The organism is Nocardiopsis suaedae (assembly GCF_027706745.1).
In the GTDB taxonomy this organism is placed as follows: Bacteria; Actinomycetota; Actinomycetes; order Streptosporangiales; family Streptosporangiaceae; genus Nocardiopsis_A; species Nocardiopsis_A suaedae.
In genome coordinates, this window is the sequence record NZ_JAQFWP010000025.1 from 14,641 (window position 1) to 40,345 (window position 25,705).

Below are 25,705 nucleotides of genomic sequence, written 5' to 3' on the forward strand. Positions count from 1 at the left end.
CTCGAAGACGTGCACCGAGTCCTGTTGTCCAAGCGCATGCTGGCGTTCCACGCGCTGGTACTGGTCGTCGTGCCCTCCTTCGTCTGGCTCGGGTTCTGGCAGCTGGACCGGTGGGAGGAGAAGGCGGCCGCGGCTCGGCTCCAGGAGGAGAACCTCGCGGCCGACCCCGTTCCGGTGGAGGAGCTGGACGCGGTCGGTGCGCAGGTCGACCCGCAGGACCGGTGGCGCCGCGTGACCGTGGTCGGCACCTACGACTCCGACAACGAGCTGCTGGTGCGCAACCGGGACGGCTCCCAGGGAGTGGGGCTGCACGTGCTGACCCCCCTGGTGGCCGAGGACGGCACGGCGCTGCTGGTGAATCGGGGATGGATCGACCAGCCCCCGTCGTCGAAGGCGGAGCCCGAGGTGCCGCCCGCCCCGGAGGGCGAGGTCACCGTCACCGCGCGGCTGCACTACAGCGAGACCCCGGAGAACACCGGCGTCCGCCGGCGGGAGGGCCTTCCCGAGGGGCAGATCATGCTCATCGACGTCGACGCGATCGCCGAGGACCTGCCCTACCCGGTCTACGGCGGGTACGGGGATCTGACCGAGCAGGACCCAGCGTCCGACCCGGCACCCGAACCCGTGGCGGCCCCGGAGACGAACACCGGGATGAACCTGTCGTACGCGGTGCAGTGGTGGGTGTTCACCCTGACGGCGATCGTGGGATGGGTGTTCCTGATGCGCCGCGAGATCCGCGACGCGGCTCAGGGCGGCACGGCGGAGGGTCCCCAGGCGGAGAGCCCCAGGGAGCCGATCGGCCACCCCAGCGGGAGCTGATCGTCCGACCACCACGACAGCCAACGTAGCGCCCCTCCCTCCCCGGACGGGGCCCGGCGGTCCGGCACGTCCGCGGTCTCGGGGCGGTCCGAAACCTCCGATCGGGGGGAATGCATGGGAGCACTTGCCCCGGACATGCCCACGTGGGGACGGCCGCCCGATTAGAGTGTCCGCGTACCTGCGGCTTCGACGGAGGAGTGCCATGGGCGAGACGCACGCTCCCGGGACGGTGCGCCCCGGAGGCCGGACCGCCCGTACCCGTGCCGCCGCCCTCAGAGCCGCCGCCGACATCCTGGTCGAAAAGGGCTTCGCCGGGCTCGACCTGGCGGAGGTCGCCGGGCGCGCGAAGGTGGGGCGGACCACCGTGTACCGGCGCTGGGGCAGTGCCGCCGGGCTGGTCGTCGACCTGCTGGCCGACCTGCCCGTGCCGCCCCTGCCCGACGAGGCCGCCGACACCTTCGAGGGCGACCTGCGCGCCAACGCCCTCACCGTGCGCGAGCGCCTCGCCGACGCCCGGCAGGGGCCACTGTTCAAAGCCGTCGTCGCCGCCGCGACCTGCGACGCGCGCGCCGCCGAGGCGCTGCGCCGGTTCCACCGCGTGCGTGTGGCGGAGTGGGGGCCGTGCGTGACGCGGGCCGCCGAGCGGGGTGAGGTGCCGCACGGCACCGACCCCGGGGAAGTGGCGCTCGCGGTGTCGGCGCCCCTGTACCAGCGCCTGCTGGCGGGTTTGGGGCCGGTGGACGAGGCGGCGGCGGACCGCTCCGCGCGGGCCGCGGCCGCCGCGGCCAGGGCGGGGGCCTACGTACGATGAACCGGTGACGCATGACCCGTTCGTCCGAGTCCGCGGCGCGCGCGTGCACAACCTGCGCTCCGTCGACGTCGCCGTCCCGCGCGACGGCCTGGCCGCCTTCACCGGGGTGTCCGGGTCGGGCAAGTCCTCGCTCGCCTTCGGCACGCTCTACGCCGAGGCCCAGCAGCGCTACCTGGAGTCGGTCGCGCCGTACGCGCGCCGCCTCCTGCAGCAGGTCGGCGCCCCCGACGCGGACGCGATCACCGGGCTGCCGCCGGCGGTGGCCCTGAGCCAGCGCCGCGCCGCGCCCTCGGCCCGGTCGTCGGTCGGCACCATCGCGCTGCTGTCCAACTCGCTGCGGATGCTGCTCTCCCGCGCGGGCACCTACCCGGCGGGCGCCGAGCGCCTGGACTCCGACGCCTTCTCGCCCAACACCGCCGCGGGGGCCTGCCCGGACTGCGAGGGCATGGGCGAAGTGCTGGACGCCACCGAGCGCTCCCTCGTGCCCGACGCGTCGCTGAGCATCCGCCAGGGGGCGGTCGCCGCCTGGCCCGGCGGCTGGATGGGCAAGAACCTCCGGGAGATCCTGGAGGCGCTCGGGTACGACGCCGACGCGCCGTGGCGGGACCTTCCGCAGGAGGCGCGCGACTGGATCCTCTTCACCGACGAGCAGCCGGTGGTCACCGTGCACCCGGTCCGGGAGGCGCACCGCATCCAGCGCCCCTACCAGGGCACCTTCTCCAGTGCGAAGCGCCTGGTGATGAAGGCCTACGCGGCCTCCAAGAGCGAGGCGCGGCGGGAGAAGGCCGCGCGGTACCTCACCCGGTCGGCGTGCCCGGCGTGCGGGGGCCTCCGCCTCCGGGCCGAGGCGCTGGCGGTGACGTTCGCCGGGCGCACCATGCCCGAACTCGCGGGGCTCGCGCTGTCCGAGCTGGCCGACGTGCTCGATCCCTACGCGCGCGGGGACGAGGGCGCGGTCGCGGTCCTGGCGGGGGACGTGGTCGCGCGCATCCGCGTGCTGGAGCGGCTGGGGCTGGGCTACCTGAGCGTCGGCCGCCCCGCGCCGTCGCTGTCCGCAGGGGAACTGCAGCGCCTCCGCCTGGGGACGCAGCTGCGGTCCGGGCTGTTCGGCGTCGTCTACGTGCTCGACGAGCCGTCGGCGGGGCTGCACCCGGCCGACACCGAGGCGCTCATGGAGGTGCTCGCGGGGCTCAAGGAGTCGGGCAACAGCGTCTTCCTCGTCGAGCACGACATGGACGTGGTGCGCCGGGCCGACTGGGTCGTGGACGTGGGGCCGGGCGCGGGGAGCCGCGGCGGCCGCGTGCTCTATAGCGGGCCGGTGGAAGGGCTGGCCGGGGCCGAGGCGTCGGAGACCCGGCCCTACCTGTTCGCGCCGGTGCGCTCGGCGTCGCGCGGGCGGGCGCCGTCGGGCTGGTTGAAGCTGCGCGGCGTGCACCGCAACAACCTGCGCGGGCTCGACGCCGACGTGCCGCTGGGCGTGTTCACCGCGGTCACGGGGGTGTCCGGTGCGGGCAAGACGTCGCTGCTGCGCGAGCTGGCCGACGGCGTCGAGGGGTTCGAGGGCGTCGACCGGGTCGTGGAGGTCGACCAGCGGCCCATCGGGCGCACACCACGGTCGAACCCGGCCACCTACACGGGCATGTTCGACGTGGTGCGCAAGCTGTTCGCGGCGACGGAGCAGGCGCGTGAACGGGGGTACGGGGCCGGGCGGTTCTCGTTCAACGTGGACGGCGGCCGGTGCGCCACCTGCCAGGGCGAAGGGCTCGTCTCCGTCGAACTGCTGTTCCTGCCGAGCAGCTACGCGCCGTGCCCGGAGTGCAAGGGGGCGCGCTACAACCCGGACACGCTCGGCGTCACCTACAGGGGCAGGAGCATCGCCCAGGTGCTGGAGATGACCGTGGAGGAGGCGGCCGGCTTCTTCGCCGACGTGCCCGCCGCGGCGCGCCCGCTGCGCGCGCTCGACGAGGTGGGGGTCGGCTATCTGAGGCTGGGCCAGCCCGCCACGGAGCTGTCGGGCGGGGAGGCACAGCGGATCAAGCTGGCGTCGGAACTGCAGCGCGCGCGGCGCGGGAACACGCTGTACCTGCTGGACGAGCCGACCACCGGGCTTCACCCGAAGGACCGGGACCTGCTGGTCGCGCGGCTGCACGAGCTGGTGGACGGCGGGGCGACGGTGGTCGTCGCCGAGCACGACATGTCTGTGGCGGCCGGGGCGGATCACGTGATCGACCTGGGCCCCGGCGGCGGGGACGCGGGCGGGACGGTCACCGGCCAGGGGACGCCCCGGGAGGTCGCGGAGACGGGTGAGGGGAGGACGCCTCCCTTCCTGAGGGCCCACCTCTCTCCCGTCGCGCCCTCCGCTCTGTGAGGATGGCGCCATGAGCGACGAGGCGAGCCGGGTGACGCGGAGGACGGCGGGGCCTGAGGAGAGCGCCCGTGCCAGCCGGATCTGGTGGGAGGGGGCGGCCGACGAGTACCAGGGAGAGCACGGGGACTTCCTGGGGGACAGCGTGTTCGTGTGGGGGCCGGAGGGCCTCACGGAGGACGAGGCGGGACTCCTCGGCCCCCGGGAGGAGCTGAAGGGCGCGCGCGTCCTGGAGGTGGGCTGCGGTGCGGCCCAATGCGCGCGGTGGCTGCGGGCGCAGGGGGCGCACGTGGTCGGCGTGGACGTGGCGTTCAGGCAGTTGCAGCACTCCCACCGCATCGACGAGAACGAGGGGACGGCGCGGGTTCCGGTCGCCCAGGCCGATGTGCAGTACCTCCCTTTCGCCGATGCCTCCTTCGACGCGGTCGTCTCGGCCTTCGGGGGCTTCCCCTTCATCCCCGACGCGACGGCCGCCGTGGCCGAGAGCGCGCGCGTGCTGCGCCCCGGGGGAAGGCTGGTGTTCTCGGTGACGCACCCGGTGCGGTGGATGTTCCCGGACGACCCGACACGGGCGGGGATGACGGTGGTGCAGTCCTACTTCGACCGGAGGGCCTACATCGAGGAGGACCGCTCGGGGCGCGCGGTGTACGTGGAGCACCACCACACGATGGGCGACTGGATCGGGGCGATCGCCGGGGCCGGGCTGCGCCTGACGGCCCTGACCGAACCCGAATGGCCCGAGCACAACACCTCGATCTGGGGAGGGTGGGGCCCCTACCGCGGCCGCTACGTCCCGGGCACCGCGGTCTTCACCGCCGAGAAGTGACGAACAGGAGGCCCTTCGTGACCGACGTCCGGATCCGGGCCGCCCACCCGTCCGACCACGCACGCATCGTGGCGGTCTGCGACGAGTGGTGGGGGCGCCCGATGACGCACCTGCTGCCGCGCCTGTTCCTTGACCACTTCCACACCACGAGTCTCACGGCCGAGGCGGGGGAGGATCTGGCGGGCTTCCTCATCGGGTTCGCGTCGCCTTCGGACCCCGAGGCGGCCTACGTGCACTTCATCGCGGTGGGCCCCGAGCACCGGCGTTCGGGGCTGGCCGGTGAGCTGTACCTCCGTTTCACCTCCACGGCGCGCGAACAGGGGCGTTCGGTGGTCCGCGCGATCACGTCCCCGTCCAACGAGCGATCGATCGCCTTCCACCGGTCGATCGGCTTCACGGTCACGGGCCCGCACAAGGACTACGACGGCCCGGGCGTGGACCGGATGGTGTTCGAGCTGCGGTTGTGATCCCGGGCCCCTATCATCCGAAACCCGTCGGGCGGGAGGAGACGCGATGCGGCTGAAGCTGGACCTGCACGACATCTTCAACAAGGGCCGGGACATCGACCGGGCCCTCAACGAGATCATCGACGAGGCCGTCCGCAAGAAGGCCAAGACGGTCGAGATCATCCCGGGCAAGGGCTCGGGCCAACTGAAGAAGCGCGTCCTGAGGTTCCTCGACCAGAAGGAGATCAAGGCCAAATACCACCGCGTGGAGAAGGACGGAAAGAACTTCGGCCGGTTGTTCGTCCATTTCAAGCACTGACGGTGCCGTGCGGTTCATCGGTGATCGGCGGCCCTGAAATCCCGGAGGTCCTCCTCGGTGTAGGCGATCGGCTCGTCCTCGGCCAGACGTGCCATCACGTCGTCGAGTCCCGGGAGCGACGCCTCGTCCAGGATCAGCTCGCGAAGGTAGGCGGCGAGGGACAGGCTTCTGCGCTCAGCCCTCGCCCTGAGGATTTCCAGCGCTTCGGGCGGGACATCCCGGATTTCGAGTACCGACGTCTCGTCACTCATGTGAACAGCGTGACATGAGCCTGGTCTACGGCACCGAGTATGCGGCTCCGCTGTGCGGCGGTCCCGGGCGGTGCCAGTGCGGCCGGGACCGCCGCACACGTTCGTGACTCCTACTCCGCCAAGAAGTCGACCAGCGCGCCCGCCACCTCGTCCGGGGCGTTCTCCATGGGGATGTGGCCTGCCCCCGGTACGCGTACGAGAGTCGTCTCCGGCACCTCCGAGTCGAAGCGCTCCGCGTACTCCACCCTCTGGAACTCGTCGTCCTCGCCCCAGACCAGCAGCTTGGTCACCGGGGAGTCCTTCAGCGCCGGGAGCAGGTCGAGGGTGTACCGGCTGTCCGCCGCGCCCGCCAGGGCCATCCACGAGCGGCGCACGCGCGCCTCCGCCCAGGGGGACAGGTACTCGTCGATCAGCCCCTCGGTCGCGGCGCTCCCCAGTGCCGCCGTCACGACCCGCCGACGCGCGGACAGGAACTCCTCCGCCGTGGTCGACGCGACCACCTCCGGGTCCCGGAACCGCGCCACTGCCGGAACCGGCCACGAGTCGTAGGTGACCGAGTTGACCAGCGCCAGGCGGGACACCTCCAACGGCCCGTGCACCAGCAGGTGCTGTGCGACCGCGCCCCCGATGTCGTGGCCCGCCACGGCGACGGGGCCGGACACTCCCAGGGCCGACGCCGCCTCCGCCACCCGCTCGGCGAGGTCGGGCACCGACGCGGTCTCAAGGGTCGGCTCACCGCCCGACCTCCCCAGACCGGGGAGGTCGAGTGCCAATGGCCGCAGCCCCGCCCCCGCGAGCCGCGGCAGCACCGGGCGCCACACCCGGCTCCAGTACGTGCCGTGCAGCAGGAGCACCGGAACGCCGTCGTCCCGTCCCGCGGTCAGGTAGCTGACCACGGCATCCCCGACCCGGACCTCCGCCCGGCGCACGCCCGCTTCCGCACCCGTCGTCTCCGTGTTCGCGTTCATGCCCCCACTGTGGCCGCGCGGCCCACCTTCCGCCGAGAGTCCGGAAAGACACCTACAGGTACATTCGCGCCATGAGCCTGCACCGGGTGGTGGCCCTGATCAGTCCGCCGCAGTCGCCCTTCGAGCTCGCCTGTGCCTCGGAGGTCTTCGGCACCGTGCCGCCCGACGCCGAGCCCCGCTACGACTTCTCGGTCTGCGCCGAACGGCCCGGCCCCGTGCCGACCACCGTCGGCTACGCGATCCACGTCGACGCCGGGCTGGAGGCCCTCCAGGACGCGGACACCGTCGTCGTGGCGGCGTGGAACCCGGTAGGCGCGCCGGTGCCGCCCGGCGTCGCCGACGCCCTGCGCGCCGCCCACCGGCGCGGGGCGCGGGTCGCCGCCATCTGCACGGGCGCCTTCGCCCTCGCCCGCGCGGGCCTCCTCGACGGCCGCCGCGCCACCACCCACTGGCGCCGCACCGACCGCCTCGCCTCGGAGTTCCCGGAGGTGCAGGTGGACCCCGACGTGCTCTACGTGGACCACGGCGACGTCGCGACCAGCGCCGGAACCGGCGCCGGCATCGACCTGTGCCTGCACCTGGTCCGCAGCGACCACGGCGCGGCCTACGCCGACCAGATCGCCCGGATCATGGTGCTGCCCCCGCACCGGGAGGGCAGCCAGCGCCAGTTCGCCGTGCGGCCCGCCCCGCCCCGGCCGGACACGTCGCTGGCGCCGCTGCTGGAGTGGGCCGAGGGCCGGATGGACGCCCGGCTGACCGTGGAGCGGTTGGCCGAGCGCGCGGGGGTGTCCGGCCGCACCCTCGCCCGCCGGTTCACCGAGCAGCTCGGCACCAGCCCCGGCCAGTGGCTGCTCACCCGGCGCCTCGACGCGGCGCGCGTGCTGCTGGAGGAGACCGACCTCCCGGTCGAGGCGGTCGCCGCCCGGGTCGGCCTCGCCTCCGCCGTCAACCTGCGCCGCCGCTTCCGGGCCCGGTTCGGCACCACCCCCGGCGCCTACCGCCGCGCCTTCGGCCGGGCCAGGTAGCCGTCAGGCGTTGGCGGGGGCGCTGGGCCGTGTGGCGCAGCGCCCCCGCCCCTGTGCGCGGGGTCATGCGCACATCAGGACTTCCCGCGCCCCCTCCTGGCGTTGTCAAGGTTTCGTGCGCCCATTTCTCTGGGCTGACCTGCGCTTTACCGCACCGCTCCCGCCCCCGGCGCACCGGACCCGACCGTCTTGCGGCCGCTCCCCGCCTCTCTTCGGCGTGCGGTCGCGCATGTCCCCGCGAAGGAGGGCACCTTGCCCGTCGCCCTGTGGGCGCTCACTCTGGGCGCTTTCGGTATCGGCACGACCGAGTTCGTCATCATGGGCATCCTGCCCGAGGTCGCGGCGGACGTCGGGGTCTCCGTCCCGACCGCCGGGCACCTCATCTCCGGGTACGCCGCCGGCGTGGTCATCGGCGCCCCGCTGCTGGCCGTCGCCGGGTCCCGGCTGCCCCGCAGGACCTTCCTGCTGGCCCTCCTCGGGCTGTTCGCCGGGGCCAACGCCCTGTCCGCGGCCGCCCCCGGGTACGAGGCGCTGCTGGCCACCCGCGTGCTCGCCGGGCTGCCGCACGGCGCCTTCCTCGGCATCGGGTCGGTCGTGGCCGCCGACATGGTGGCCGGGCACCGGCGCGGCCAGGCCGTCGCCCGGGTGCTGCTGGGCCTGACCCTCGCCAACGTCGCCGGGGTGCCGCTGGGCTCCCTCATGGGCCAGGAGCTCGGCTGGCGCTGGGCGTTCGCCGCCGTGGCGGTGATCGGCGCCGTCGCCGCGGTGGTGCTGCGCGCGGCCCTGCCCGAGCAGCCGCGCCCCGCCCCCGTCCCGGTCCGCCGCGAGGTCAGGGTCTTCGCCCGGCCCCAGGTGCTGCTCGCCTTCGCGGTCGTGGTCTTCGGGTTCGGCGGCAGCTTCGCCGCCTACAGCTACATCAGCCCGGTGCTGACCGACGTGACCGGGTACGGGGCCACCGGCGTCGCCCTGATGCTGGCCCTGTTCGGTGTCGGCACCACCGCGGGCGCGGTGGCCGGAGGGCGCCTGGCCGACGCCGCGCCCATGCCGACCCTCTACCTCTTCACCGGAGCCCTCGCCGCCTCCCTGGGGCTGTTCGCGTTCACGGCGGGCGACCCCGTCCTCGCGCCGATCGCGGTCTTCCTCATCGGCGCGACCGGCTTCGTGGCCGTCACCAGCCTGCAGACGACCATCCTGGAGAAGGCCAAGGAGGCGCCGGGCCTCGCCGCCGCAGGGATCCACTCGGCGTTCAACATCGCCAACGCCCTGGGAGCGCTGCTCGGCGGTGCGGCGATCTCGGCGGGACTGGGCCTGACCTCGCCCGCCCTGGTCGGTGCGGTCCTGTCCGCCATCGGGCTCGGGCTCGCCCTGCTGCTCGGGCTGTCGGAGCGGCGCGCCGCACTCGTCCGGCGGACGGCGGTCGCGGAGCCGGCGCCGGCCGCGGTGGCCGCTCCGGTCCTCGGGGAGGCCGACGACGCGGTGCGGGAGGTCCCTGCCGCCGTGTGATGCGGCCCGGGCCGCGTTCAGACCGAGAACAGCCGGGCGCCGTTGCCGTACAGCACCGACCGCATCCACCCGTCCCCCAGTCCCAGGCCGGCGAGGGACCGGAGCTGGTGGACGTACGGGTAGGGGATGTTCGGGAAGTCGGTGCCGAGGAGGATGCGGTCCTCCAGGGCCTTGAGGCGGGGGACCTCCTCCGGGGGGAACGGCGCCATCCGCTCGGTGAAGTCGGTGAACACCATCGTCGTGTCGAGGTGGACGCCGTCGTACTGCTCCGCCAGGCCGAGGAACTCCGTGTACTCGGGCGACCCCGCGTGCGCGATGACCGCCTTCAGGTCCGGGTGGGCCCTCAGCACCTCGCCGAAGGGCCCCGGGCCGGTGAAGGGCCCCTCCAACGGGCCGGACCCGCAGTGCACGACGGCGGGGACCCCCGCGTCGGCCAGAGCCCCCCAGACCCGGTCGAGCAGCGGGTCGCGCGGGTCGTAGCCGCCCACCTGGAGGTGGGCCTTGAAGACGCGCGCCCCTGAGGAGAGCGCGTCCGCCACGTACCGCTCCGCCTCAGGCTCGGGGAAGAACGTGGCGCTGTGCAGGCAGTCGTCATGGGCGGCCGCGAACTCCGCCGCCCACCCGTTCAGCCACTCGGCCATCCCCGGCTTGTGCGGGTACAGCAGCGACGTATAGCGGACGACGCCGAACCGCCTCAGCAGGTCGGCCCTCTCGGCCTCGTCCTGCCGGTAGGTGATCGGCCAGACGCCCTCGCCCAAGGCGTCGAAGTACGCCCAGACCTTGCCGAGCACGCGCTGCGGCATGAAGTGCGTGTGCACGTCGATCAGGCCGGGGAGGCCGAGTCCCTCCCAGAACGCCCGGACGTCGGCGGTTTCGTCGGCTGATGCGGCGTATGTCACGCGGTCACTCTACGGAAGTGCGCTGCGCTCGCGCAGGTCCGGGGCACCGCTCCTGTGGAGCCGAGGGGGCACCGGATCACTCCGTTGGAGCACGCTCGCTCTCGCGGCTCCGCCGCCAGTACTCGTAGTCCCACGAGGCCGAGAGCGCTGCGAAGCGGTCCAGCGCGGCGGCGCGGGAGCGGCGTGCCACGTACTCGCGGAGAGCCAGGTCCACGGCGTCCGTCTCGGTCGCCGCGCCGGTCATCCTCATCACAACGCTGAGGACATCAGGGACGATGTCGATCCGAGTCACGGCCATCATCCACCTCCTTCACGATCACGCACGAGACGGCTGTTCGTGACCCGTCTTTCGCGGATCACACCGCCCCAGGAGCACCCGCTGCCAGGCCTGCGACCGGGGCCCTGGCCGCGCGGGCGGCGGGGGCCAGGGACGCCAGCAGACCGGCGGGGACGCCCGCCAGCAGCAGGACGGCCACCCGCGCCACCGGTACCGCGGGCACCATGTCGTCCATCGCCGCCCCTGCCGCCGCCAGGCCGAACAGCACGCCCAGGGCCGCCCCGACCGCCGTTCCGGCCGCGCCGACCAGGGCCGCCTCGGACGCGACCAGCCCGCGGAGCTGCCCGCGGGTCAGCCCCAGCGCGCGCATGAGGGAGAACTCGCGCCCGCGTTCCAGCACCGACAGCGCCAGCGTGTTCGCGATGCCCAGCACCGCGATCACGACCGCCACCGCCAGCATCCCGACCACCACCGCGAAGATCGTGTCGAACAGCCGCCCGTACTGTTCGCGCTGCTCCGCGCCGCTGACCACCTCCAAACCCGGGTGGGCGGCGGACGCGGCGTCCACGGCCTCCCGAACCCTCTCCGCCGGGGCGCCGTCGGCCCCCACCACCAGCAGGCCGGCGTCCGGCGTGTCCGGGAAGAGCTCCGTGAAGTCCTCCGGCGCCACCACCAGGCCCGGCATGCCCCCTTCCGACGCGGTCACCGCCGCCACCGTCAGGCCCAGGTCGGCCCCGTCCCCGGGCACCCGGACCGTGTCGCCGACGCCGACCCCCAGCCGCTCGGCGTCGTCCGCGTGCAGGGCCGCCCGCCCCGGCGCGACGTCGGCGAGGTCGCCTTCCGCGGTCTCCATCGCCAGGTCGGTGCCCAGGCGCGCGCCGTAGAAGGACGCCACCGGGGTCGGCTCGCCCCCCACGCGGGCGGCCGCGCGCCGGTCCCGCATCACCAGGCCGACCGCCGGGTCCTCCCCCAACTCGCGGGCGAGGGAGGCGGGGAGCGCGGACGCCTGGGCGTCCGTGTCGCCACCGTCTTGAGAGGTCAGGGGGCGCAGCGCGTAGTCGGCGGGCATCTCGCGCGCCATCACCACGGTGAGCGTGGACTGGATCGACGCGCTCGCCACCGCGTACCCCGACATCAGCGCCGCCCCGACGGCCAGCGCCGTCATCGCGGTCGCCGTGCGGTGCGGGGTGCGCAGAACGCCTTCCACCGCCAGACCCGGCGCCGTCCCCAGCCGCCGCATAGGGGTGCGCACCACCGCCGCGAACGCCCGCACCAGCCACGGCGCCGCCGCCATCGCCCCAGCGAACGCCGCCATGCCCGCGCCCGCCACGACCACCATCGGCAGCGGTCCCGGCTCAAGGGTCATCCCCGTCCACGCACCGGCGGCGGCGAGGGCGAACAGCGCGGCCGCCGCCAGGGCGCGCAGCCGCGCCCCGCGCCCGGCGCCCTCCTCGGAGCCGCCGTCCCCTCCGCTCTCCCGGAGTGCCGCCAGCGGGGCCGTGCGCATCGCCGCCGCCGGGCGCGCGGCCGCGGCGACGGTGGTCACCACCCCCGCCCCCGCCCCCAGCGCGAGCGAGACGGGGGACACCACCAGCGGCATCCCTTCGGCGCCGCCGGTCCCGAAGAAGGAGGCCGCCCCCGCCGACCGGCCGGCCAGCTCCACCGCCGCCGCGGCCACGCCCACCCCCAGCGCCGCCCCGGCCGCCGAGGCCGCCAGCCCGACGGCCAGCGCCTCGGCCAGCACCCCGCGCAGGATCTGTCCGCGGTCGGCCCCCAGGCAGCGCAGCAGCGCCGTGGAGCGCCGCCGCTGGGCCACCAGCACCGCGTAGGTGTTGCCGATGACCAGCGCGGCGGTGAACAGCGCCACCGCCGCGAACAGCGACAGCCCGACGGTGACCGACCGCGCCTGCACCCCCGCGTCCTCGGCGAGCACGGCGCCGTACCCGGGGCCGGTCATGGTCTGGGCCCCGTCGCCGAGCGCCGTCCGGACCGCCGCCGCGACCTCCTCGGGGTCCGTGCCGTCGGCGCCGAGCACGCGCAGCTCCGCGTACCCGTCGACCCCGGTGACCTCCGCGGCGGTCTCCGGGTCGAAGGCGATCGCGCCCGCGGCCGAGGCGGTGCGGTCCAGCCCGAAGCCGACCAGGCCGGTGACGGTGAACTCCCGCCGCCGCCCGTCCGCGCCCACGGCGGCCACGGGGTCGCCGGTCTCCAGCCCCCTCGTGCGGGCGGTGGCCGTTGACAGCGCCGCCTCGCCGGCGCCCTCCGGCGCGCGCCCCTCCTCGATCCGCAGGCGCTCGGTGGGCCCGCCCACGGACACGGCCATCGCCGGCGCACCGCCGAGCGGCCGCCCGTCCGGGCCGAGCAGCACGGCCGACCCGCGCACCGCGCCGTCGGCCTCCGCCACCTGCGGCAGCTCCCGCACCCGCGGGACCAGGTCGCGGGGGAGCACGCCGCCGTCCTCGGGCGGGAGGGCGACCGCGTCGAGCCGGTCGGCACCTCCCATGGCGGAGTCGGCGAAGCTCTGGCGGACGCCGTCGGTGAAGACCAGCGTGGCGGTGGCGAACATGGCGCCCAGGGCGATCGCCAGGGCGGTGGTCGCCAGCCGGGACAGCGGGCCGGTGCGCGCGCGTCTCAACGGAGGGTCTCCTGCCGGTGCGGAGCGGGCGGCGGGGTGGTCAGCAGCGGGCGCAGCCGGGTGTCCGCGGCCATCCGCACCACCAGCGCCTCGGCCGGGCCCCGCGCCGCGATGGCCACGGCGGCGGCGACCGCCGCCCCGACCAGCAGCCCAACCGCGACGTCGTGCGGGTAGTGCACGCCCACGAAGACCCGGGAGAAGGCCTCCAGCAGGGCCAGGGGCGCTGCGAACGCCGCCGACCAGCGCCACGCGATGAACGCCGCCGCCAGCGCCGCGCCCGCGATGGCGGCGTGGTTGCTGGGGAAGGACCAGTCCCCGTGCGGCGGGCACGCCGCGATCGTGACCGCGTCCGCCACCGCCCGGCAGGGGCGCTCCTCCTGCACGAGCGTCTTGGCGCCCTCGCTCACCAGATAGCCCGCCACCGTCGCGACGGGGGCCAGCAGCGCCGCGGCCATGGCGCGCGCGCCATGGCCGCGTGCCCTCCACCACAGGGCCAGGAAGAGCACGGCGAAGCCCAGCAGCAGCAGGTCGGTGGCGGCCTCGGCGAAGGACTGCAGCCAGGCGGGCAGGTCCTGTGCGAAGGAGGTGACGGCCCGGTACGCGTCGGTGCTGGGCTCGGGGATCAGGGTCATGGGGTGGTGGGGTCCCTTCCGGGGTCGTGGCGGTGGTCGTCGGTGGCGTTCATCGTTCTCCGGGTGGTCGCCCGGAGGACACCGTTGCGATGGCGCCCCGCAGGGTTTCGAGGCTAGAGGCGGACAAAGGCCCGCACATCGCCCTGTCGTGGCAGGCGCACCGGCACTTTCGGGGGAGGCCGCACGGCCGTCCGCGGGCTAAGGTCCACAGCGTGGGCAGAACGGAGGAGCGGCGCATCGCCGCAGGCCGGTGGGGCGGCTGGGCGCGTGAGGCGGTGCTCCTCGTGCTGCTCGCCTGGACCGTGCACGGGTCGGTGACCACCACCGGGCCGATCGGTCCGATATCGGTGTTCCTGCCGCTCCTGGCCGGTGCGGCCTTCGCCGCCGGGCGCCTGTCCGCCCACCGCTACCCCGCCCCGGCCGTGCTCGCGGTGGCCGTCGGGGAGAGCCTGCTGCGCGTGGTGGTCCCCCTCGCTATCGGCGCGGAGCCCTGGTCGGGCATGGCCGACGCGATCGTCACCCTCCTGTTCGGCGTATTCCCCTGGTTCACCGGCCGCTACATGCGCCAGCGGTCGGAGCTGCTGGACTCGGGATGGGAGCGGGTCGCCGCCCTCGAACGCGAGCGCGACGCCGTCGCCGAGCAGGAGCGCCTGCGCGAACGGGCCCGCATCGCCGAGGAGATGCACGACTCCCTCGGCCACGACCTCAGCCTCATCGCCGTCCGGGCGGGCGGCCTGGAGGTCGCCCCGGGGCTGTCGGAGGAGGACTACCGGGAGGGCGTCGGTGAGCTGCGGGCGCGGGCCTCCGAGGCCATCGGCCGCCTGCACGAGGTCATCGGCCTCCTGGAGCGCTCGCGCGGGCAGGACGGCGCCGGTGCGCCGCTCGGCCGCCTCATCGGGCGTGCACGCTCCTCGGGCATGGAGATCGCCTGGGACGGGACCGAGCCGCCCGGCGACCACGCCGCGCGGACGCTGCTCTTCGCGGTCGTCCGGGAGGCGCTGACCAACGCCGCCAAGCACGCCCCGGGCGCGGCGGTCACGGTGGAGGTCGGCGCGCGGCGGCGCGGCAGGACCGCCTTCGTGCGGGTGGCCAACGGCCCCGCGGACGCGGGCCTGCCGGTGTCCGCCGGGGGCGGGCGGGGGCTGAGCTCGCTGCGCGACCGGGTGGAGCGGGCCGGGGGCGCCCTGGAGTCCGGCCCGACCGGCGGGGGCGGCTTCGCCGTCGCGGCCCACCTCTCGGCCACCGCCGCCGCGGCGGCGCGCGAGCGCCCCGTCCGCGCCCGCCGGGAACTGGCGGTCGCGGTCGCCACGGCCACGGCCGTGCTCCTGCCGCTGGTCGTCGGCTGGTACGCCTACGGCGCCTATCTGACCGAGAACGCCGTGCTCACCCGGGAGGAGTTCTCCCGGCTGGCCATCGGGCAGGACCGGGCGGCCGTGGAGGAGCGGCTGCCCGCGGCCCGGCTGCCCACCGCGGTCGTCGACCCCGGTCTGGAGCTGCTGATGCCCGAGGACGCCGACGAGTGCCGCTACTACCGCTCCCCGCGGGGTCCGGAGTGGTCGCCCGACCAGGCGTTCCAGGTGTGCTTCTCTGGGGGCGAACTGGTGTCGGCGTGCGTCTACGACCGCCGTCCGACACCCGACCTGCACTGCAAGGAGGACGGGGACGCGTGATCAGGGTGGTGCTCGCCGACGACGAGGCGCTCATCCGGGCTGGGGTGCGGACGATCCTGACCGCCGACCCGGGCATCGAGGTCGCCGGAGAGGCCCAGGACGCCGCGGGGCTGGTGGAGCTGGTCGGCCGGGAGCGACCCGACGTGGCCCTCGTCGACATCCAGATGCCGGGCGGCGGCGGCCTGGACGCGGTGCGCGAGGTGCGCCGCGCCTCTCCGGGGACGGCCGTGGCGATGCTGACGACGTTCGGCCGTGAGGAGTACATGGTGCGCGCCCTGAGCGACGGCGCCAACGGGTTCCTCCTCAAGGCGGGCGACCCGCGGGAGCTGATCGCCGGGGTGAAGGCGGTGGCCGCGGGCGGCGCCTTCCTCTCCCCGGAGATGGCCCGCGGCCTGGCCGGGCGGTTGCGGGAGGAGGACGGCGGCCCCGATCCCCGGGCGGCCGCGGCGGCACGGGCCGAGGCGCTCTCCCCGCGTGAGCGCGAGGTGCTGGCGCTGCTGGGCCAGGGGCTGTCCAACGCCGAGATCGCGCGGCGCCTGCACCTGGTCGAGGACACGGTCAAGACGCACGTCAGTTCGGCGTTCACCCGGCTGGGCGTGTCCAACAGGGTCCAGGCTGCGGTGCTCGCCTATGAGGCGGGCCTCGTCCGCATGTGATCCCGGGCTCGGGTGTCGCCCCCCGCGCACCGGCTCCGAATGAAGGGGGCACGATCCGGCGACAGGGAGGGCGACATGGGCAAGTGGGTGCGGCATCCGCTGGTGTGGGGGGCGGCGGCGATCGCGGTCGTACTGGTGGCCGTGGGGCTGTGGGCGTTCCAGCCCTGGCGCCTGTACACGAGCACGACCGTGGACGAGGACCTGCCCGCGGTGGAGCAGAGCGACGGTGCGCAGGGCGCGCCGGATGCGGCGGAGGAGCCGGAGGGCGCAGAGGGCGCGGAGGGGTCGGCCGAGGCCGAGACCGGGGAACCGGCCGAGCCCGTCGTCCTCGCGGAGGGGGAGTTCGTCTCCCAGGAGCACGACACGACCGGCACGGCGCGTGTGCTGGAGCTCGCCGACGGGTCCCGCCACGTGCGGCTGGAGGGGCTGGCCTCCAGCGACGGGCCGGACCTGTACGTCTGGCTCACCGACCAGGAGGCGGGCGGCGACTGGTTCAAGTACCGGGACGGCCGCTACGTCGACCTCGGTGCGCTCAAGGGGACGCACGGCGACGCCAATTACGAGATTCCGGAGGACGCCGATATCGAAGGCATGACCAGCGTGGTCATCTGGTGCGACCGCTTCTCGGTGGCGTTCGGCTCGGCGCCGCTCGACCTCTGAGGCGCAGCCGAAGGCGGGCGACTCGCGCCACGTCCGGCATATCCCATTACACTGAGCGCTTCCGCGACCACTCTTTTCAATGGGGCGCCCGGCTCCCAGAATGACGGAAGTCCGGACGATCCGTGCCGAACAGGGGCGGGGTGCATGACCGAAACCGATCCCGGGCCCGCGCGCGACGCCGGGTCCGACGGCGCGCTCGCGGCCGGGCTCCGCGACGGCGGGACCGCCGGTACGCAGGCCCTCGACGAGCTGTACCGCCGCCACTGGAAGCCGGTGCTGGCCTACGCCCTCACCTGCTGCCGCGACCCGCACACCGCCGAGGACCTCGCCTCGGAGGCCTTCACCCGCACCCTGGAGGCGGTGCGCGCGGGGCACGGCCCGGGCGAGGCCTGGCGCCCCTACCTGTTGGCGGTGGTGCGCCGTACCGCCGCCGACTGGGCGGGCACCGAGCGGCGCACCGAGCTCTCCGACGACTTCGAGCGCTGGCTGGGCGCGGCCCCGGAGGAGAGCGGCGAGGAGCGGGTGCTCCGCCTGGAGGACGGCGGCCTGGTGCGCAGGGCCTTCCACTCCCTGCCCGAACGCTGGCAGGCGGTGCTCTGGCACACCGAGGTCGAGGGGGAGGCGGCCGAACGGGTGGCGCCGCTCCTGGGCATCGGCCGCAGCGGCGTGGGGTCGCTGGCCTCGCGCGCGCGGGAGGGGCTGCGGGAGGCGTACCTGTCCGCGCACATCGCCGGGGCCGAGGGGGAGTGCCGCCGCTTCGCCCCGATGATCGGTGCGCAGGCGCGCCGCGGCGGTCGCAGGACCCGGCGCGACCTGGGGCGCCACCTGGCCGAGTGCGAGCGGTGCCGGTCGGCCTTCGCCGAGCTGAGCGGGCTGAGCAGGCGCATGCGGACGGTGCTGCCCGCCGCCCTGCTGATGTGGGCGGGGCCGTTCACCGGTGTGGCCGGGCTGCAGACGGGGCTGTTGGCCGGGGCGACCGGCGGGTCGGCACCGCTGGCCGCGGGTGCCGCCGCCGTCGGGGCCGCCGCGGTGATCGGCGGCGCGGCCGTCCTGGGGGGAGTGCCCGCACCCGAGCAGGGGCGGTCCCAGGACACGGCCACCGCCGCCGTTCCGCGGGCGCCCCAGGAGCCGGTGCAGGATCCGCCCCGGCCGCCCGAAGAGCCGGTTCCGGGCCCCACCGTCGCGCCCGATCCCGCGCAGCAGGCCGAGGACGACACCGCCGAGGAACCGGAGGAGGAGCCGGAGGACGACGGAGAGGACGGGGACGGCGGCGGAGGGGGCGAAGAGGACACGGTGCGGGAGCGCGGCGACGACATCGGGCCGCGCGCGCAGTCGGCGCGCCTGATGAACGCGGGGACGGGCGCCTGCGTCGTGCCGGAGGGCGGGCATGTGGTCGTCGGGTACTGCAGCGGGGAGGAGGATGAGGTGTGGGAGACGTTCGCCCCTGCGCCCGGGGACGACCGCACCTGGCTGCGCAACGTCGGGACCGGCGGCTGCCTCGGCTACGAGCCGGAGGCGCATGAGGGCGACGCGGTCAGCCACGAGCCCTGCCGCGCGGACCGGCAGGGGCAGATGTTCCGCTTCCTGATGCACCCGGACGGCAGCTACTACCTGGTCACCGACGCGGCGGGGCCGCAGGGCGGCGAGTTCCAGCTCGGGGTGGAGGAGTGGAGCGAGTTCGCCCCGCCGCCGGAGGAGGGGGATCCGCTGGTGACGATCTACAACTACTACGACGCCTCCCGACTGCGATTCCTCGCCGCCGCCGAATGACGGCCGACGGGTGGTTCCGCAGGTGGCGGGGGACGCCTCCGGAAAATCAGGTAACGAAACGATAAACCTGCGGGACGCCGGGGCCCGTGGGGACTCATTGAGGGGTGACCGCCGCGGCGGCGGTAACCCCGCTCGATCGCCGCCGCGGCGGTCGCCACAATGGTGGTCATGGGCATCCCTCACGCGCTGGACCACATCGTGTACGCCGCCCCCGACCTCCCCGCCGCGGGTGCCGCGTTCGCCCGCCTCGCCGGGGTCGAACCCGCCGTGGGCGGTTCGCATCCGGGGTGGGGGACCCACAACCTGCTCGTCGGGCTGGGCCACGGCGCCTACCTGGAGCTGGTCGGTCCCGACCCCTCCCAGATCCCGCCCGCCGGGCCGCGGCCGTTCCGCATCGACGGGCTCTCCGCCCCCGGCGCCGTCACCTGGGCCGTGCGCCGCGACGGCCTGGACGCGCACGCGCGCCGCGCGCGCGGCGCCGGGTACGACCCGGGCCGCGTCCTGGCCATGAGCCGGTACCGGCCCGACGGCGCACTCGTCGGCTGGACTCTCACCGACCCGCTGGGCGCCCACCCGTCCGGCGCGGTCCCCTTCCTCATCGATTGGGGCCGCACCCCGCACCCGACCGCGTCGGGGCTCCCGGAGGTGCGCCTGGCCGGGATGCGCGTCCAGGCCCCCGACCCGGACGCGGTCGCGGGGCCGCTGGACGCGGTCGGCGCCGGGGTCCGCGCCGACCCCGGACCGGCCGGACTCGTCGTCGCCCTGGACACCCCGAACGGCCGCGTCGAGCTCACTCCCCCGCCGTGATCCGGTTGCGGCTCTGACCCCATCGGGTCTCCGGTCGGTCACAAGGGGATCTGTCGGACGTCCAGAGATCGCAGGATTGTCGGATGCCGCACCGGTTCGCCCACGCGGCGATCCCCCCCCCGATGGAATGAGGCCGAGAGATGACCTTTGTTCTGTTCGTTCTTCCCGTGCTCATCATCGCCGCGGCGGTCGCCGCCTATGTGTTCATGGGGCGGCGTGACGGGTCCGCGCCGCAGGACGGGGCGTCCGACTGACCCGGGGGCCGGTCAGCGGGGCCGGTCCGGCGTGCGGGCGATCCGTTCGGCCGTCCGCCGCAGGGCGTCCGCGTCCACCCCGGCCCGCTCAAGGGCCCAGACCGCCGTTCCGTCCGTGCGCAGCACCCCCAGCAGGATGTGGGCGCCGTCGATCCAGCGGCGGTCGAAGCGCAGGGCCTCGCGCAGGGACAGCTCCAACGCCTTCTTGGCCCGCTTCGAGAAGGGGATGTGCGTGCCGAAGAGCCGTCCCGGCCGGGGGTGCCGCCCGGGGGCGGGGGCGCCCTCCCGGGCCGCCCGGCGCACGGTGTCGGTGGTCGCGCCGTGTTCGCGCAGGGCGCGGGCGGCGGGCGCGGTCGGGGGCTCGTCCCCTGGGTCCAGCAGGCCCAGGAGCAGGTGGACGGTGCCGATCCGGCCGTGGCCGAGGCCGCGGGCCTCGTGCTGGGCCTGGACGACGGTGCGGCGGGCGTCGCCGCTGAAGCGCTCGAACATGGTGCTCACCCCGGTTCGCTCGACGGGTCGTCTACCGATCGCCAACGACCGTCAACCGATGTTGACGGTCAACTCATGTTGACGATAGGCGGTGCGGCGCGAGGTTGTCAATCAAAGTTGACGGACCGGGGGTGAAGAGGGCGCGGGCCCGGTACGGGCCCGCGCCTCCGTTCTCAGGGCCGTGCGCCGCCGACCCGGTCCAGCGGCTCAGTCCAGCGGCTTGCGCAGGTGGTGGATCCACGCCGGCGGGACGTTGGCGACGACCTTCTCCGTGGCCGTTCCGTAGCGGTTGACGTACTCCTCCACGACCCAGCCCGAGCGGGCCTGGCGCAGGTAGTCCTCCCGCGGGGCGATGACCGCCTTGACCTCCTTGGTGTACAGGTAGCCGAAGAACGACAGCCGCCCGCCCGGCTTGAGCACGTCGAAGTAGTGCTCGAAGACGCCCCGGACCTCCTCGGCGGTGAAGTTGGCGAACGGCAGGCCGGAGATGATCAGGTCGTAGCCGCCGTCGCGGGAGACCTCCTCCACCGGTGCGGCGTGCACGCGGATGCGGTCGCGGGCCCCGTCGAAGACGGCGTCGGACTCCACCAGGCCCTGCAGGTGGGCTGCCATCTCCGCGTTGGTCTCGACCAGGTCCGCGGTGTCCTCCGGCCCCATGTGCCGGGCGATGGCCCGGGAGACGGGGCCGGTTCCGGCCCCGCCCTCCATGATCGCCATGGGGGCGGGGCCGGGGCGGTCGGAAAGGTGGCGGGTCAGGGCCGCAGCCAGGGCCGGGCTGCTCGGCACGACCGATCCGGTCGCGCGGAACGTGCGCACCGCCTCCCTGAGGAAGAGCTGGGCGTCACGCAGCCGGGAGTCGAATCGGAGGGTGTGGGTAGGACTCTGTGTCGCTGCCATGCCTGCACGCTAGCGTGTGCGTGCTTAAGACACGGGTGAAGCGACCGCCCGTGTCCCCGCCCGGTTCACCGCACGATTCACGGCGCTACCGTTCCCGATCCCCCTCCACCGTGGCGAAGGCGTCCCTCAGTGCGGCGGCCACCGCCTCCTCCGCGCGCTTGGCCGACGGCAGGAACTGCCCGAACCCGAAGAGCCCGTGGAAGCCGTCGTTCACCCGCAGCGTCGCCGTCGGCACACCGGCGCCCGCCAGCCGCCGCGCGTACTCCTCGCCCTCGTCGCGCAGCGGGTCGAAGTCGGCCGTCAGCACCAGTGCGGGCGGCAGGTCCGCGAACGAGTCGGCGAACAGGGGCGAGGCGCCGGGCTCGCGCTCCTGTCCGTCGGACAGGTACTGATCGTTGAACCAGGCCATCGCCGTGCTGGTGAGGAAGTAGCCGTCGCCGTTCTCGGCACGGGAGGGGTAGGGGGCGCCCGAACCGTACCCGGTGAAGTCGGTGACGGGGTAGATCAGCGCCTGGTAGCAGAGCGCGGGGCCGCCTTCGTCGCGCGCCTTCTGCGTGACCACCGCCGCCAGGTTGCCCCCGGCGCTGTCCCCGGCCACCGCCAGCCGTGCCGGGTCGATCCCCAGGTCGGCCGCGTTGTCGGCGGTCCACCGCGCCGCGGCGAAGGCGTCGTCGACGGCCGCCGGGTAGCGGTGCTCGGGGGCCAGCCGGTAGTCCACCGCCACCACGACGGCGCCGGCGGAGGCGGCCAGGATGCGGCAGATGTGGTCGTGCGTGGCGAGGTCGCCCAGCACGAACCCGCCGCCGTGGAAGAAGACGATGCCCGGCGCCGACGGGTCCGCGGGGTCGGGCCGGTACTGGCGCAGCGGGATGTCGCCGGCGGGGCCGGGCGCCGCCAGGTCCCGGACCCGGGCGATCTCGGGCCCTTCGATGGGCGTGCGCTGCTCGCGCGCCGCGCGCAGCTCTGCGGGGTCGGCGCCGGGGCCGATCTCGGGCGTGGCGGCGGTCACCGCCTCGATGAACCGCCGGGTGTGGGGCGTCAATGCCATGGGGGGACCAGACCTTTCCCGGAGAACGATCGGGAGAGCGACCCTACCGGTCGGTCGGCCGGTTCCGGGGAGACGGGGTAGCATGCGTCACATGAGCGCCCCACCCCGTTCCAGGACCGCGCTCGTCACCGGGGCCTCCTCCGGGATCGGCGAGCAGTTCGCCCGCGACCTGGCCGAGCGCGGCTACGCCCTGGTCCTCGTCGCGCGCCGCGCGGACCGGCTGGACGCGCTCGCGGCCGAGCTGGCCGACCGGTTCGGGACGGCGGCCGAGGTCCTCTCCGCCGACCTGGGGGCGCCGGACGGCACCGCCGCCGTCGAGGAGCGGCTGCGCGCCGACGGCCCGGACGGCCCCGCCCCGGTGGACCTGCTGGTCAACAACGCCGGGCGCGGCGACGGCGGCGCGTTCGCCGAGCAGGACCCCGACGACGTCGAGCACATGCTGGACGTGAACGTGCGCGCGGTGCTGCGCCTCGCGCGCGCCGTGCTGCCCGTCCAGATCGCGCGCCGGGAGCGGGGGGAGCGCGACCCCATGGGGATCATCAACGTCTCCTCCATGGCGGGCGAGATGACGGTTAACCCCGGCGGATCGGTCTACGGCGCAACGAAGAAGTTCGTGACCCTGTGGAGCGAGAGCGTGGCCCTGGAGGCCGCGCCGCACGGCGTACACGTCACCGCCGTGCTCCCCGGCTTCGTACGCACCGACATGACCCGCGCCGTGCAGGAGAGCGGCACGCCCGACGCGGCGTTCGTCCCCAAGGAGCGCATCACCCGCGACGCCCTGCGCGCCTGGGCCGCCGGCCGCACGAGCGTCGTCCCGGGCGCACAGTACAAGCTGGCGGACGGCCTCCTGCGGGCCATCCCGCGCACCCTCTACAAGGCGGTGGCCGGAAGGCGCACGGTGCTGTAGACCCCCACCGTGCGGAACCCGAGCCGCTCGTAGGAGCGGACCGCCGGGTTGCCCTCGGTGACGGCGAGCCCCACCTCCGGGACGCCCTGCTCTGCCGCCCGCCCCAGCGCGCGGCGCAGCAGCAGCCCGCCCAGTCCCGCGTACCGCGGGTCCGGGCGCCGGAACACCTCGCCGATCCACGGCACCTCGTCGGGCCGGTCGTTCACCACGAGGGCCGCGCCGACGCGCACCGCGCCGCCGCCGCCGTCGTCGTCGACCACCAATCCGCTCAGGTCCATCGCCGGCCCCAGTGCCCTCCCGCCCACCAGGGCGGCGAGCAGCGCGAACTCGTCGGCTTCCGAGCGCTCCGGGCGGCGGTCGGGGTGGTCCTCGGGGAAGGCCGCCAGGAAGGTGGAGAACAGCTCGCCCAGCCCGTCCCCGCCGGTGCCGAGGGCGGCCAGCCGCAGTCCCGGGCCGGGCTCCTCGTCCGCCCACCCCTCCGGGGGCGGGTCGGCGGCCAGGTCGCGGCGCATCTCCCGGGCGCGGCGCACCTGCTGGCCGCCGCCCGCGACGAGCTCCCCGGCCAGGCCGTCGACGGCGGTCACCGTCCACCCCGCCAGGTGTTCCAGGGCCGCCCGCGCCGCGCCGGGGCCGTGCGCCCGCGCGTCGGCCGCCGTCGGCGCACCGGGCCGGGAGCGGTCCACATAGCTCATCACCGGCGTGCCGTCCGCACCGGTGAGAACCGTGCGCCCCGCCGTCGCTGCAGTGTCCACCGGTCCACGGTAGAGGGCCCGCGGTCACGACCGGGGTCCGGGTGCGCCTACCCTGGTGGGGCGAGTCGCCTGAGGAAAGTGATCATGAAGACCTTCGATGAGCTGTTCGCCGAGCTGACCGAGAAGGCCCGCACCCGGCCCGAGGGATCGGGGACCGTCGCGGCGCTGGACGCCGGCGTCCATGCCATCGGCAAGAAGGTCGTGGAGGAGGCCGCCGAGGTCTGGATGGCCGCCGAGTACGAGTCCGACGAGGCCGCCGCCGAAGAGGTCTCGCAGCTGCTCTACCACCTGCAGGTGCTGATGCTGGCGCGCGGTCTGCGCCTGGAGGACGTCTACCGCCATCTGTAGGCGGCCCCGGCCGCCCGTCCCCGACGCAGCAGACCGCGACCCGAAGGGGGATCCTCCATGTCCGACCAGCTCCGCATCGCCGTGCCCAACAAGGGCCAGCTCTCCGAACCGGCCAGCGCCATGCTGCGCGAGGCCGGGTACCGCCAGCGCAAGGACTCGCGCGACCTCGTCATGGTCGACCCGGACAACGGGGCCGAGTTCTTCTTCCTCCGCCCCAAGGACATCGCCGTCTACGTCGGCGAGGGCATCCTGCAGGCCGGGATCACCGGCCGCGACATGCTGCTCGACTCCGGCGCTCCGGTGGAGGAGGTCCTGCCGCTGGGCTTCGGCCACTCCACCTTCCGCTTCGCCGCCCGCGGGGGCGCCTCCATGGCGCTGGAGGACCTGGACGGCAAGCGCGTGGCCACCTCCTTCGAGGGGCTGCTCAAGCACTACCTGGACGACAAGGGCGTGGGCGCGCGCGTCATCCACCTGGACGGGGCGGTCGAGAGCTCCATCCAGCTGGGGGTGGCCGACGCCGTCGCCGACGTGGTCTCGACCGGGACCACGCTGCGCAACGCCGGGCTGGAGATGTTCGGCGACCCGATCCTGGAGTCCGAGGCGGTCCTCATCCGCCCGCAGGGCGCCGAGGACGACCCGCTGGTCGAGCGCCTGGTACGGCGCCTGCGCGGGGTGCTCGTCGCCCGCGACTACGTGATGATGGACTACGACGTGCACGCCGAGAAGCTCGACGGCGCCGTCGCCCTGACCCCCGGCATGGAGGGGCCGACGGTCTCCCCGCTGCACCGCGAGGGCTGGGTGGCCGTGCGCGCCATGGTCCCGCGCCGCTCCGCCCAGCAGATCATGGACGACCTGTGGCAGATCGGCGCCCGGGCGATCCTCGTGACCGACATCTACGCCTGCCGCCTGTGAGCCTGCCGGGCGAGGACCCCGGCGCCCCGGCGGTCGTGGAGCGGGTCGTCGGAGAGACCGGCGGTGAGCTGGTGCTCCGGCGCACCCAGGCGCACTGGGAGGTCTTCAGCAACGGCGTCTTCCTCATGGACACCCGCGACGGTGCCTCCGAGCGCGAGATGGTGCGGGCGGCCCTGGGCGGGCTGCCCGGGGGCCACCGCGGTGCCCGCGTGCTCATCGGCGGGCTCGGGGTCGGCTTCTCGGCGCGGGAGGCGCTGGACGACCCGCGGGTCGGCCTGGTCCGTGTCGTGGAGCTGGAGCCAAAGGTGGTCGAGTGGCACTCCGGCCCCCTCGGGGAGGTCGCCGGGCGGCTCCCCGAGGAGCACCGGTGCGACCTGGTCCGGGCCGACCTGGCCGACTGGCTGGAGGAGGCGGCGCGTTCGGCCGCCGCGGGCGGCGAGCGCTACGACGCCGTCTGCCTGGACACCGACAACGGGCCGGACTGGACGGTCCGGGAGGAGAACGGGCGGCTGTACGGCGCCCGGGCGCTGGACCTGCTCGCGTCGGTGACCGCCCCGGGAGGGGCGGTGGCGTTCTGGAGCGCCATGCGGTCCCCGGCTTTCGAGGACCTGCTGCGCGGGCGCTTCGGCGGGGTGCGCACGGTCGAGGTCCCGGCGCGCGCGGGCGGGCCGGACCTGGTCTACCTGGTGCGCGTGCCCGCGTGATCCGTGCCCGCCCAGGCGGGCGGTGCGTCCCCGTATTCCCAGGCCGGGGCCCTGG

At 74.9% G+C, this 25,705-nt stretch carries 27 protein-coding genes; 17 read left to right on the forward strand and 10 right to left on the reverse strand.

The genetic code is table 11. The features are described 5' to 3' along the window. The first annotated feature begins 9 nt into the window (after nt 1–9). From O4U47_RS14740 to O4U47_RS14765, 6 genes are all read left to right on the forward strand, one after another. Nucleotides 10–819 (forward strand): SURF1 family cytochrome oxidase biogenesis protein, encoded by an 810-nt coding sequence (locus O4U47_RS14740; RefSeq protein ID WP_333563647.1) that lies wholly within the window; start codon nt 10–12, stop codon nt 817–819. A gap of 202 nt (nt 820–1,021) precedes the next feature. Then, nucleotides 1,022–1,630 carry a TetR/AcrR family transcriptional regulator gene (locus tag O4U47_RS14745; protein ID WP_270678422.1) on the forward strand — a complete coding sequence of 203 codons (609 nt, stop codon included), beginning with the start codon at nt 1,022–1,024 and terminating at the stop codon, nt 1,628–1,630. Nucleotides 1,631–1,634: 4 nt separating this feature from the next. Next, a complete protein-coding gene (locus tag O4U47_RS14750; RefSeq protein ID WP_270678423.1) occupies nt 1,635–3,998 on the forward strand; it encodes an excinuclease ABC subunit UvrA in 2,364 nt (787 codons plus the stop codon). A gap of 10 nt (nt 3,999–4,008) precedes the next feature. After that, entirely contained in the window at nt 4,009–4,821 is an 813-nt protein-coding gene (locus tag O4U47_RS14755) for a class I SAM-dependent methyltransferase (RefSeq protein ID WP_270678424.1), read from the forward strand. A gap of 17 nt (nt 4,822–4,838) precedes the next feature. Next, complete coding sequence (locus O4U47_RS14760; RefSeq protein WP_270678425.1) at nt 4,839–5,288, forward strand: GNAT family N-acetyltransferase; 450 nt, start codon at nt 4,839–4,841, stop codon at nt 5,286–5,288. A 46-nt stretch (nt 5,289–5,334) separates the two neighbouring features. After that, on the forward strand, nt 5,335–5,586 hold the full coding sequence (locus O4U47_RS14765; RefSeq protein WP_270678426.1) for a Smr/MutS family protein: 252 nt from the start codon (nt 5,335–5,337) through the stop codon (nt 5,584–5,586). Nucleotides 5,587–5,600: 14 nt separating this feature from the next. Here the strand turns inward: O4U47_RS14765 and O4U47_RS14770 are convergent, their stop codons facing one another. Next, nucleotides 5,601–5,837, reverse strand: a complete 237-nt coding sequence (locus O4U47_RS14770; RefSeq protein ID WP_270678427.1) for a hypothetical protein — start codon at nt 5,835–5,837, stop codon at nt 5,601–5,603. A 110-nt stretch (nt 5,838–5,947) separates the two neighbouring features. After that, nucleotides 5,948–6,805, reverse strand: a complete 858-nt coding sequence (locus O4U47_RS14775) for an alpha/beta fold hydrolase (protein WP_270678428.1) — start codon at nt 6,803–6,805, stop codon at nt 5,948–5,950. 71 nt (nt 6,806–6,876) lie between these two features. Here O4U47_RS14775 and O4U47_RS14780 point away from each other — a divergent pair, with 71 nt between their 5' ends. Together O4U47_RS14780 and O4U47_RS14785 are read left to right on the forward strand one after the other, a co-directional pair. Further along, nucleotides 6,877–7,830, forward strand: a complete 954-nt coding sequence (locus O4U47_RS14780) for a GlxA family transcriptional regulator (protein WP_270678429.1) — start codon at nt 6,877–6,879, stop codon at nt 7,828–7,830. Nucleotides 7,831–8,082: 252 nt separating this feature from the next. Further along, nucleotides 8,083–9,333 (forward strand): MFS transporter, encoded by a 1,251-nt coding sequence (locus tag O4U47_RS14785; protein ID WP_270678430.1) that lies wholly within the window; start codon nt 8,083–8,085, stop codon nt 9,331–9,333. A gap of 17 nt (nt 9,334–9,350) precedes the next feature. On the opposite strand, the gene O4U47_RS14790 is transcribed toward O4U47_RS14785, so the two are convergent. From O4U47_RS14790 to O4U47_RS14805, 4 genes are all read right to left on the reverse strand, one after another. Next, entirely contained in the window at nt 9,351–10,232 is an 882-nt protein-coding gene (locus tag O4U47_RS14790; protein WP_270678431.1) for an amidohydrolase family protein, read from the reverse strand. A 76-nt stretch (nt 10,233–10,308) separates the two neighbouring features. Further along, entirely contained in the window at nt 10,309–10,533 is a 225-nt protein-coding gene (locus O4U47_RS14795) for a type II toxin-antitoxin system VapB family antitoxin (protein ID WP_270678432.1), read from the reverse strand. Between the two features lie 55 nt (nt 10,534–10,588). Then, nucleotides 10,589–13,144 carry an FtsX-like permease family protein gene (locus O4U47_RS14800; protein WP_270678433.1) on the reverse strand — a complete coding sequence of 852 codons (2,556 nt, stop codon included), beginning with the start codon at nt 13,142–13,144 and terminating at the stop codon, nt 10,589–10,591. Next, complete coding sequence (locus O4U47_RS14805) at nt 13,141–13,776, reverse strand: phosphatase PAP2 family protein (protein ID WP_270678434.1); 636 nt, start codon at nt 13,774–13,776, stop codon at nt 13,141–13,143. Before O4U47_RS14805 ends, O4U47_RS14800 begins: the two co-directional genes overlap by 4 nt. A 212-nt stretch (nt 13,777–13,988) precedes the next feature. Here O4U47_RS14805 and O4U47_RS14810 point away from each other — a divergent pair, with 212 nt between their 5' ends. The 5 genes from O4U47_RS14810 (at nt 13,989) to O4U47_RS14830 (ending at nt 19,339) form a co-directional block, all read left to right on the forward strand. Beyond that, nucleotides 13,989–15,446, forward strand: a complete 1,458-nt coding sequence (locus tag O4U47_RS14810) for a sensor histidine kinase (protein WP_270678435.1) — start codon at nt 13,989–13,991, stop codon at nt 15,444–15,446. Continuing rightward, on the forward strand, nt 15,443–16,102 hold the full coding sequence (locus O4U47_RS14815) for a response regulator (RefSeq protein WP_270678436.1): 660 nt from the start codon (nt 15,443–15,445) through the stop codon (nt 16,100–16,102). The genes O4U47_RS14810 and O4U47_RS14815 overlap by 4 nt, the downstream gene beginning before the upstream one ends. A gap of 75 nt (nt 16,103–16,177) precedes the next feature. Further along, nucleotides 16,178–16,762, forward strand: a complete 585-nt coding sequence (locus O4U47_RS14820; protein ID WP_270678437.1) for a DM13 domain-containing protein — start codon at nt 16,178–16,180, stop codon at nt 16,760–16,762. Nucleotides 16,763–16,906: 144 nt separating this feature from the next. Next, entirely contained in the window at nt 16,907–18,532 is a 1,626-nt protein-coding gene (locus O4U47_RS14825; RefSeq protein WP_270678438.1) for a sigma-70 family RNA polymerase sigma factor, read from the forward strand. Nucleotides 18,533–18,700: 168 nt separating this feature from the next. Beyond that, a complete protein-coding gene (locus O4U47_RS14830; protein ID WP_270678439.1) occupies nt 18,701–19,339 on the forward strand; it encodes a VOC family protein in 639 nt (212 codons plus the stop codon). Nucleotides 19,340–19,605: 266 nt separating this feature from the next. On the opposite strand, the gene O4U47_RS14835 is transcribed toward O4U47_RS14830, so the two are convergent. From O4U47_RS14835 to O4U47_RS14845, 3 genes are all read right to left on the reverse strand, one after another. Next, a complete protein-coding gene (locus O4U47_RS14835; RefSeq protein ID WP_270678488.1) occupies nt 19,606–20,082 on the reverse strand; it encodes a Clp protease N-terminal domain-containing protein in 477 nt (158 codons plus the stop codon). 207 nt (nt 20,083–20,289) lie between these two features. Then, complete coding sequence (locus tag O4U47_RS14840) at nt 20,290–20,898, reverse strand: class I SAM-dependent methyltransferase (RefSeq protein WP_270678489.1); 609 nt, start codon at nt 20,896–20,898, stop codon at nt 20,290–20,292. A 166-nt stretch (nt 20,899–21,064) separates the two neighbouring features. Continuing rightward, nucleotides 21,065–22,027, reverse strand: coding sequence for an alpha/beta hydrolase (locus O4U47_RS14845; RefSeq protein ID WP_270678440.1), 963 nt, complete (start codon nt 22,025–22,027; stop codon nt 21,065–21,067). 91 nt (nt 22,028–22,118) lie between these two features. Between O4U47_RS14845 and O4U47_RS14850 the strand changes: the two genes are divergently transcribed. Then, nucleotides 22,119–22,934: an SDR family NAD(P)-dependent oxidoreductase gene (locus O4U47_RS14850; RefSeq protein WP_270678441.1), complete on the forward strand. Its 816-nt coding sequence runs from the start codon at nt 22,119–22,121 to the stop codon at nt 22,932–22,934. On the opposite strand, the gene O4U47_RS14855 is transcribed toward O4U47_RS14850, so the two are convergent. Then, nucleotides 22,898–23,686: a GNAT family N-acetyltransferase gene (locus O4U47_RS14855; RefSeq protein ID WP_270678442.1), complete on the reverse strand. Its 789-nt coding sequence runs from the start codon at nt 23,684–23,686 to the stop codon at nt 22,898–22,900. The two genes, O4U47_RS14850 and O4U47_RS14855, sit on opposite strands and share 37 nt — an antisense overlap. A gap of 84 nt (nt 23,687–23,770) precedes the next feature. Between O4U47_RS14855 and O4U47_RS14860 the strand changes: the two genes are divergently transcribed. From O4U47_RS14860 to O4U47_RS14870, 3 genes are read left to right on the forward strand one after another with little or no spacing between them, the layout of a single operon-like run. Beyond that, complete coding sequence (locus O4U47_RS14860; protein ID WP_017623694.1) at nt 23,771–24,034, forward strand: phosphoribosyl-ATP diphosphatase; 264 nt, start codon at nt 23,771–23,773, stop codon at nt 24,032–24,034. A 57-nt stretch (nt 24,035–24,091) separates the two neighbouring features. Continuing rightward, nucleotides 24,092–24,946: an ATP phosphoribosyltransferase gene (gene hisG, locus O4U47_RS14865; RefSeq protein WP_270678443.1), complete on the forward strand. Its 855-nt coding sequence runs from the start codon at nt 24,092–24,094 to the stop codon at nt 24,944–24,946. Continuing rightward, nucleotides 24,943–25,650 carry a spermidine synthase family protein gene (locus O4U47_RS14870; protein ID WP_270678444.1) on the forward strand — a complete coding sequence of 236 codons (708 nt, stop codon included), beginning with the start codon at nt 24,943–24,945 and terminating at the stop codon, nt 25,648–25,650. The genes hisG and O4U47_RS14870 overlap by 4 nt, the downstream gene beginning before the upstream one ends. Nucleotides 25,651–25,705 lie beyond the last annotated feature (55 nt).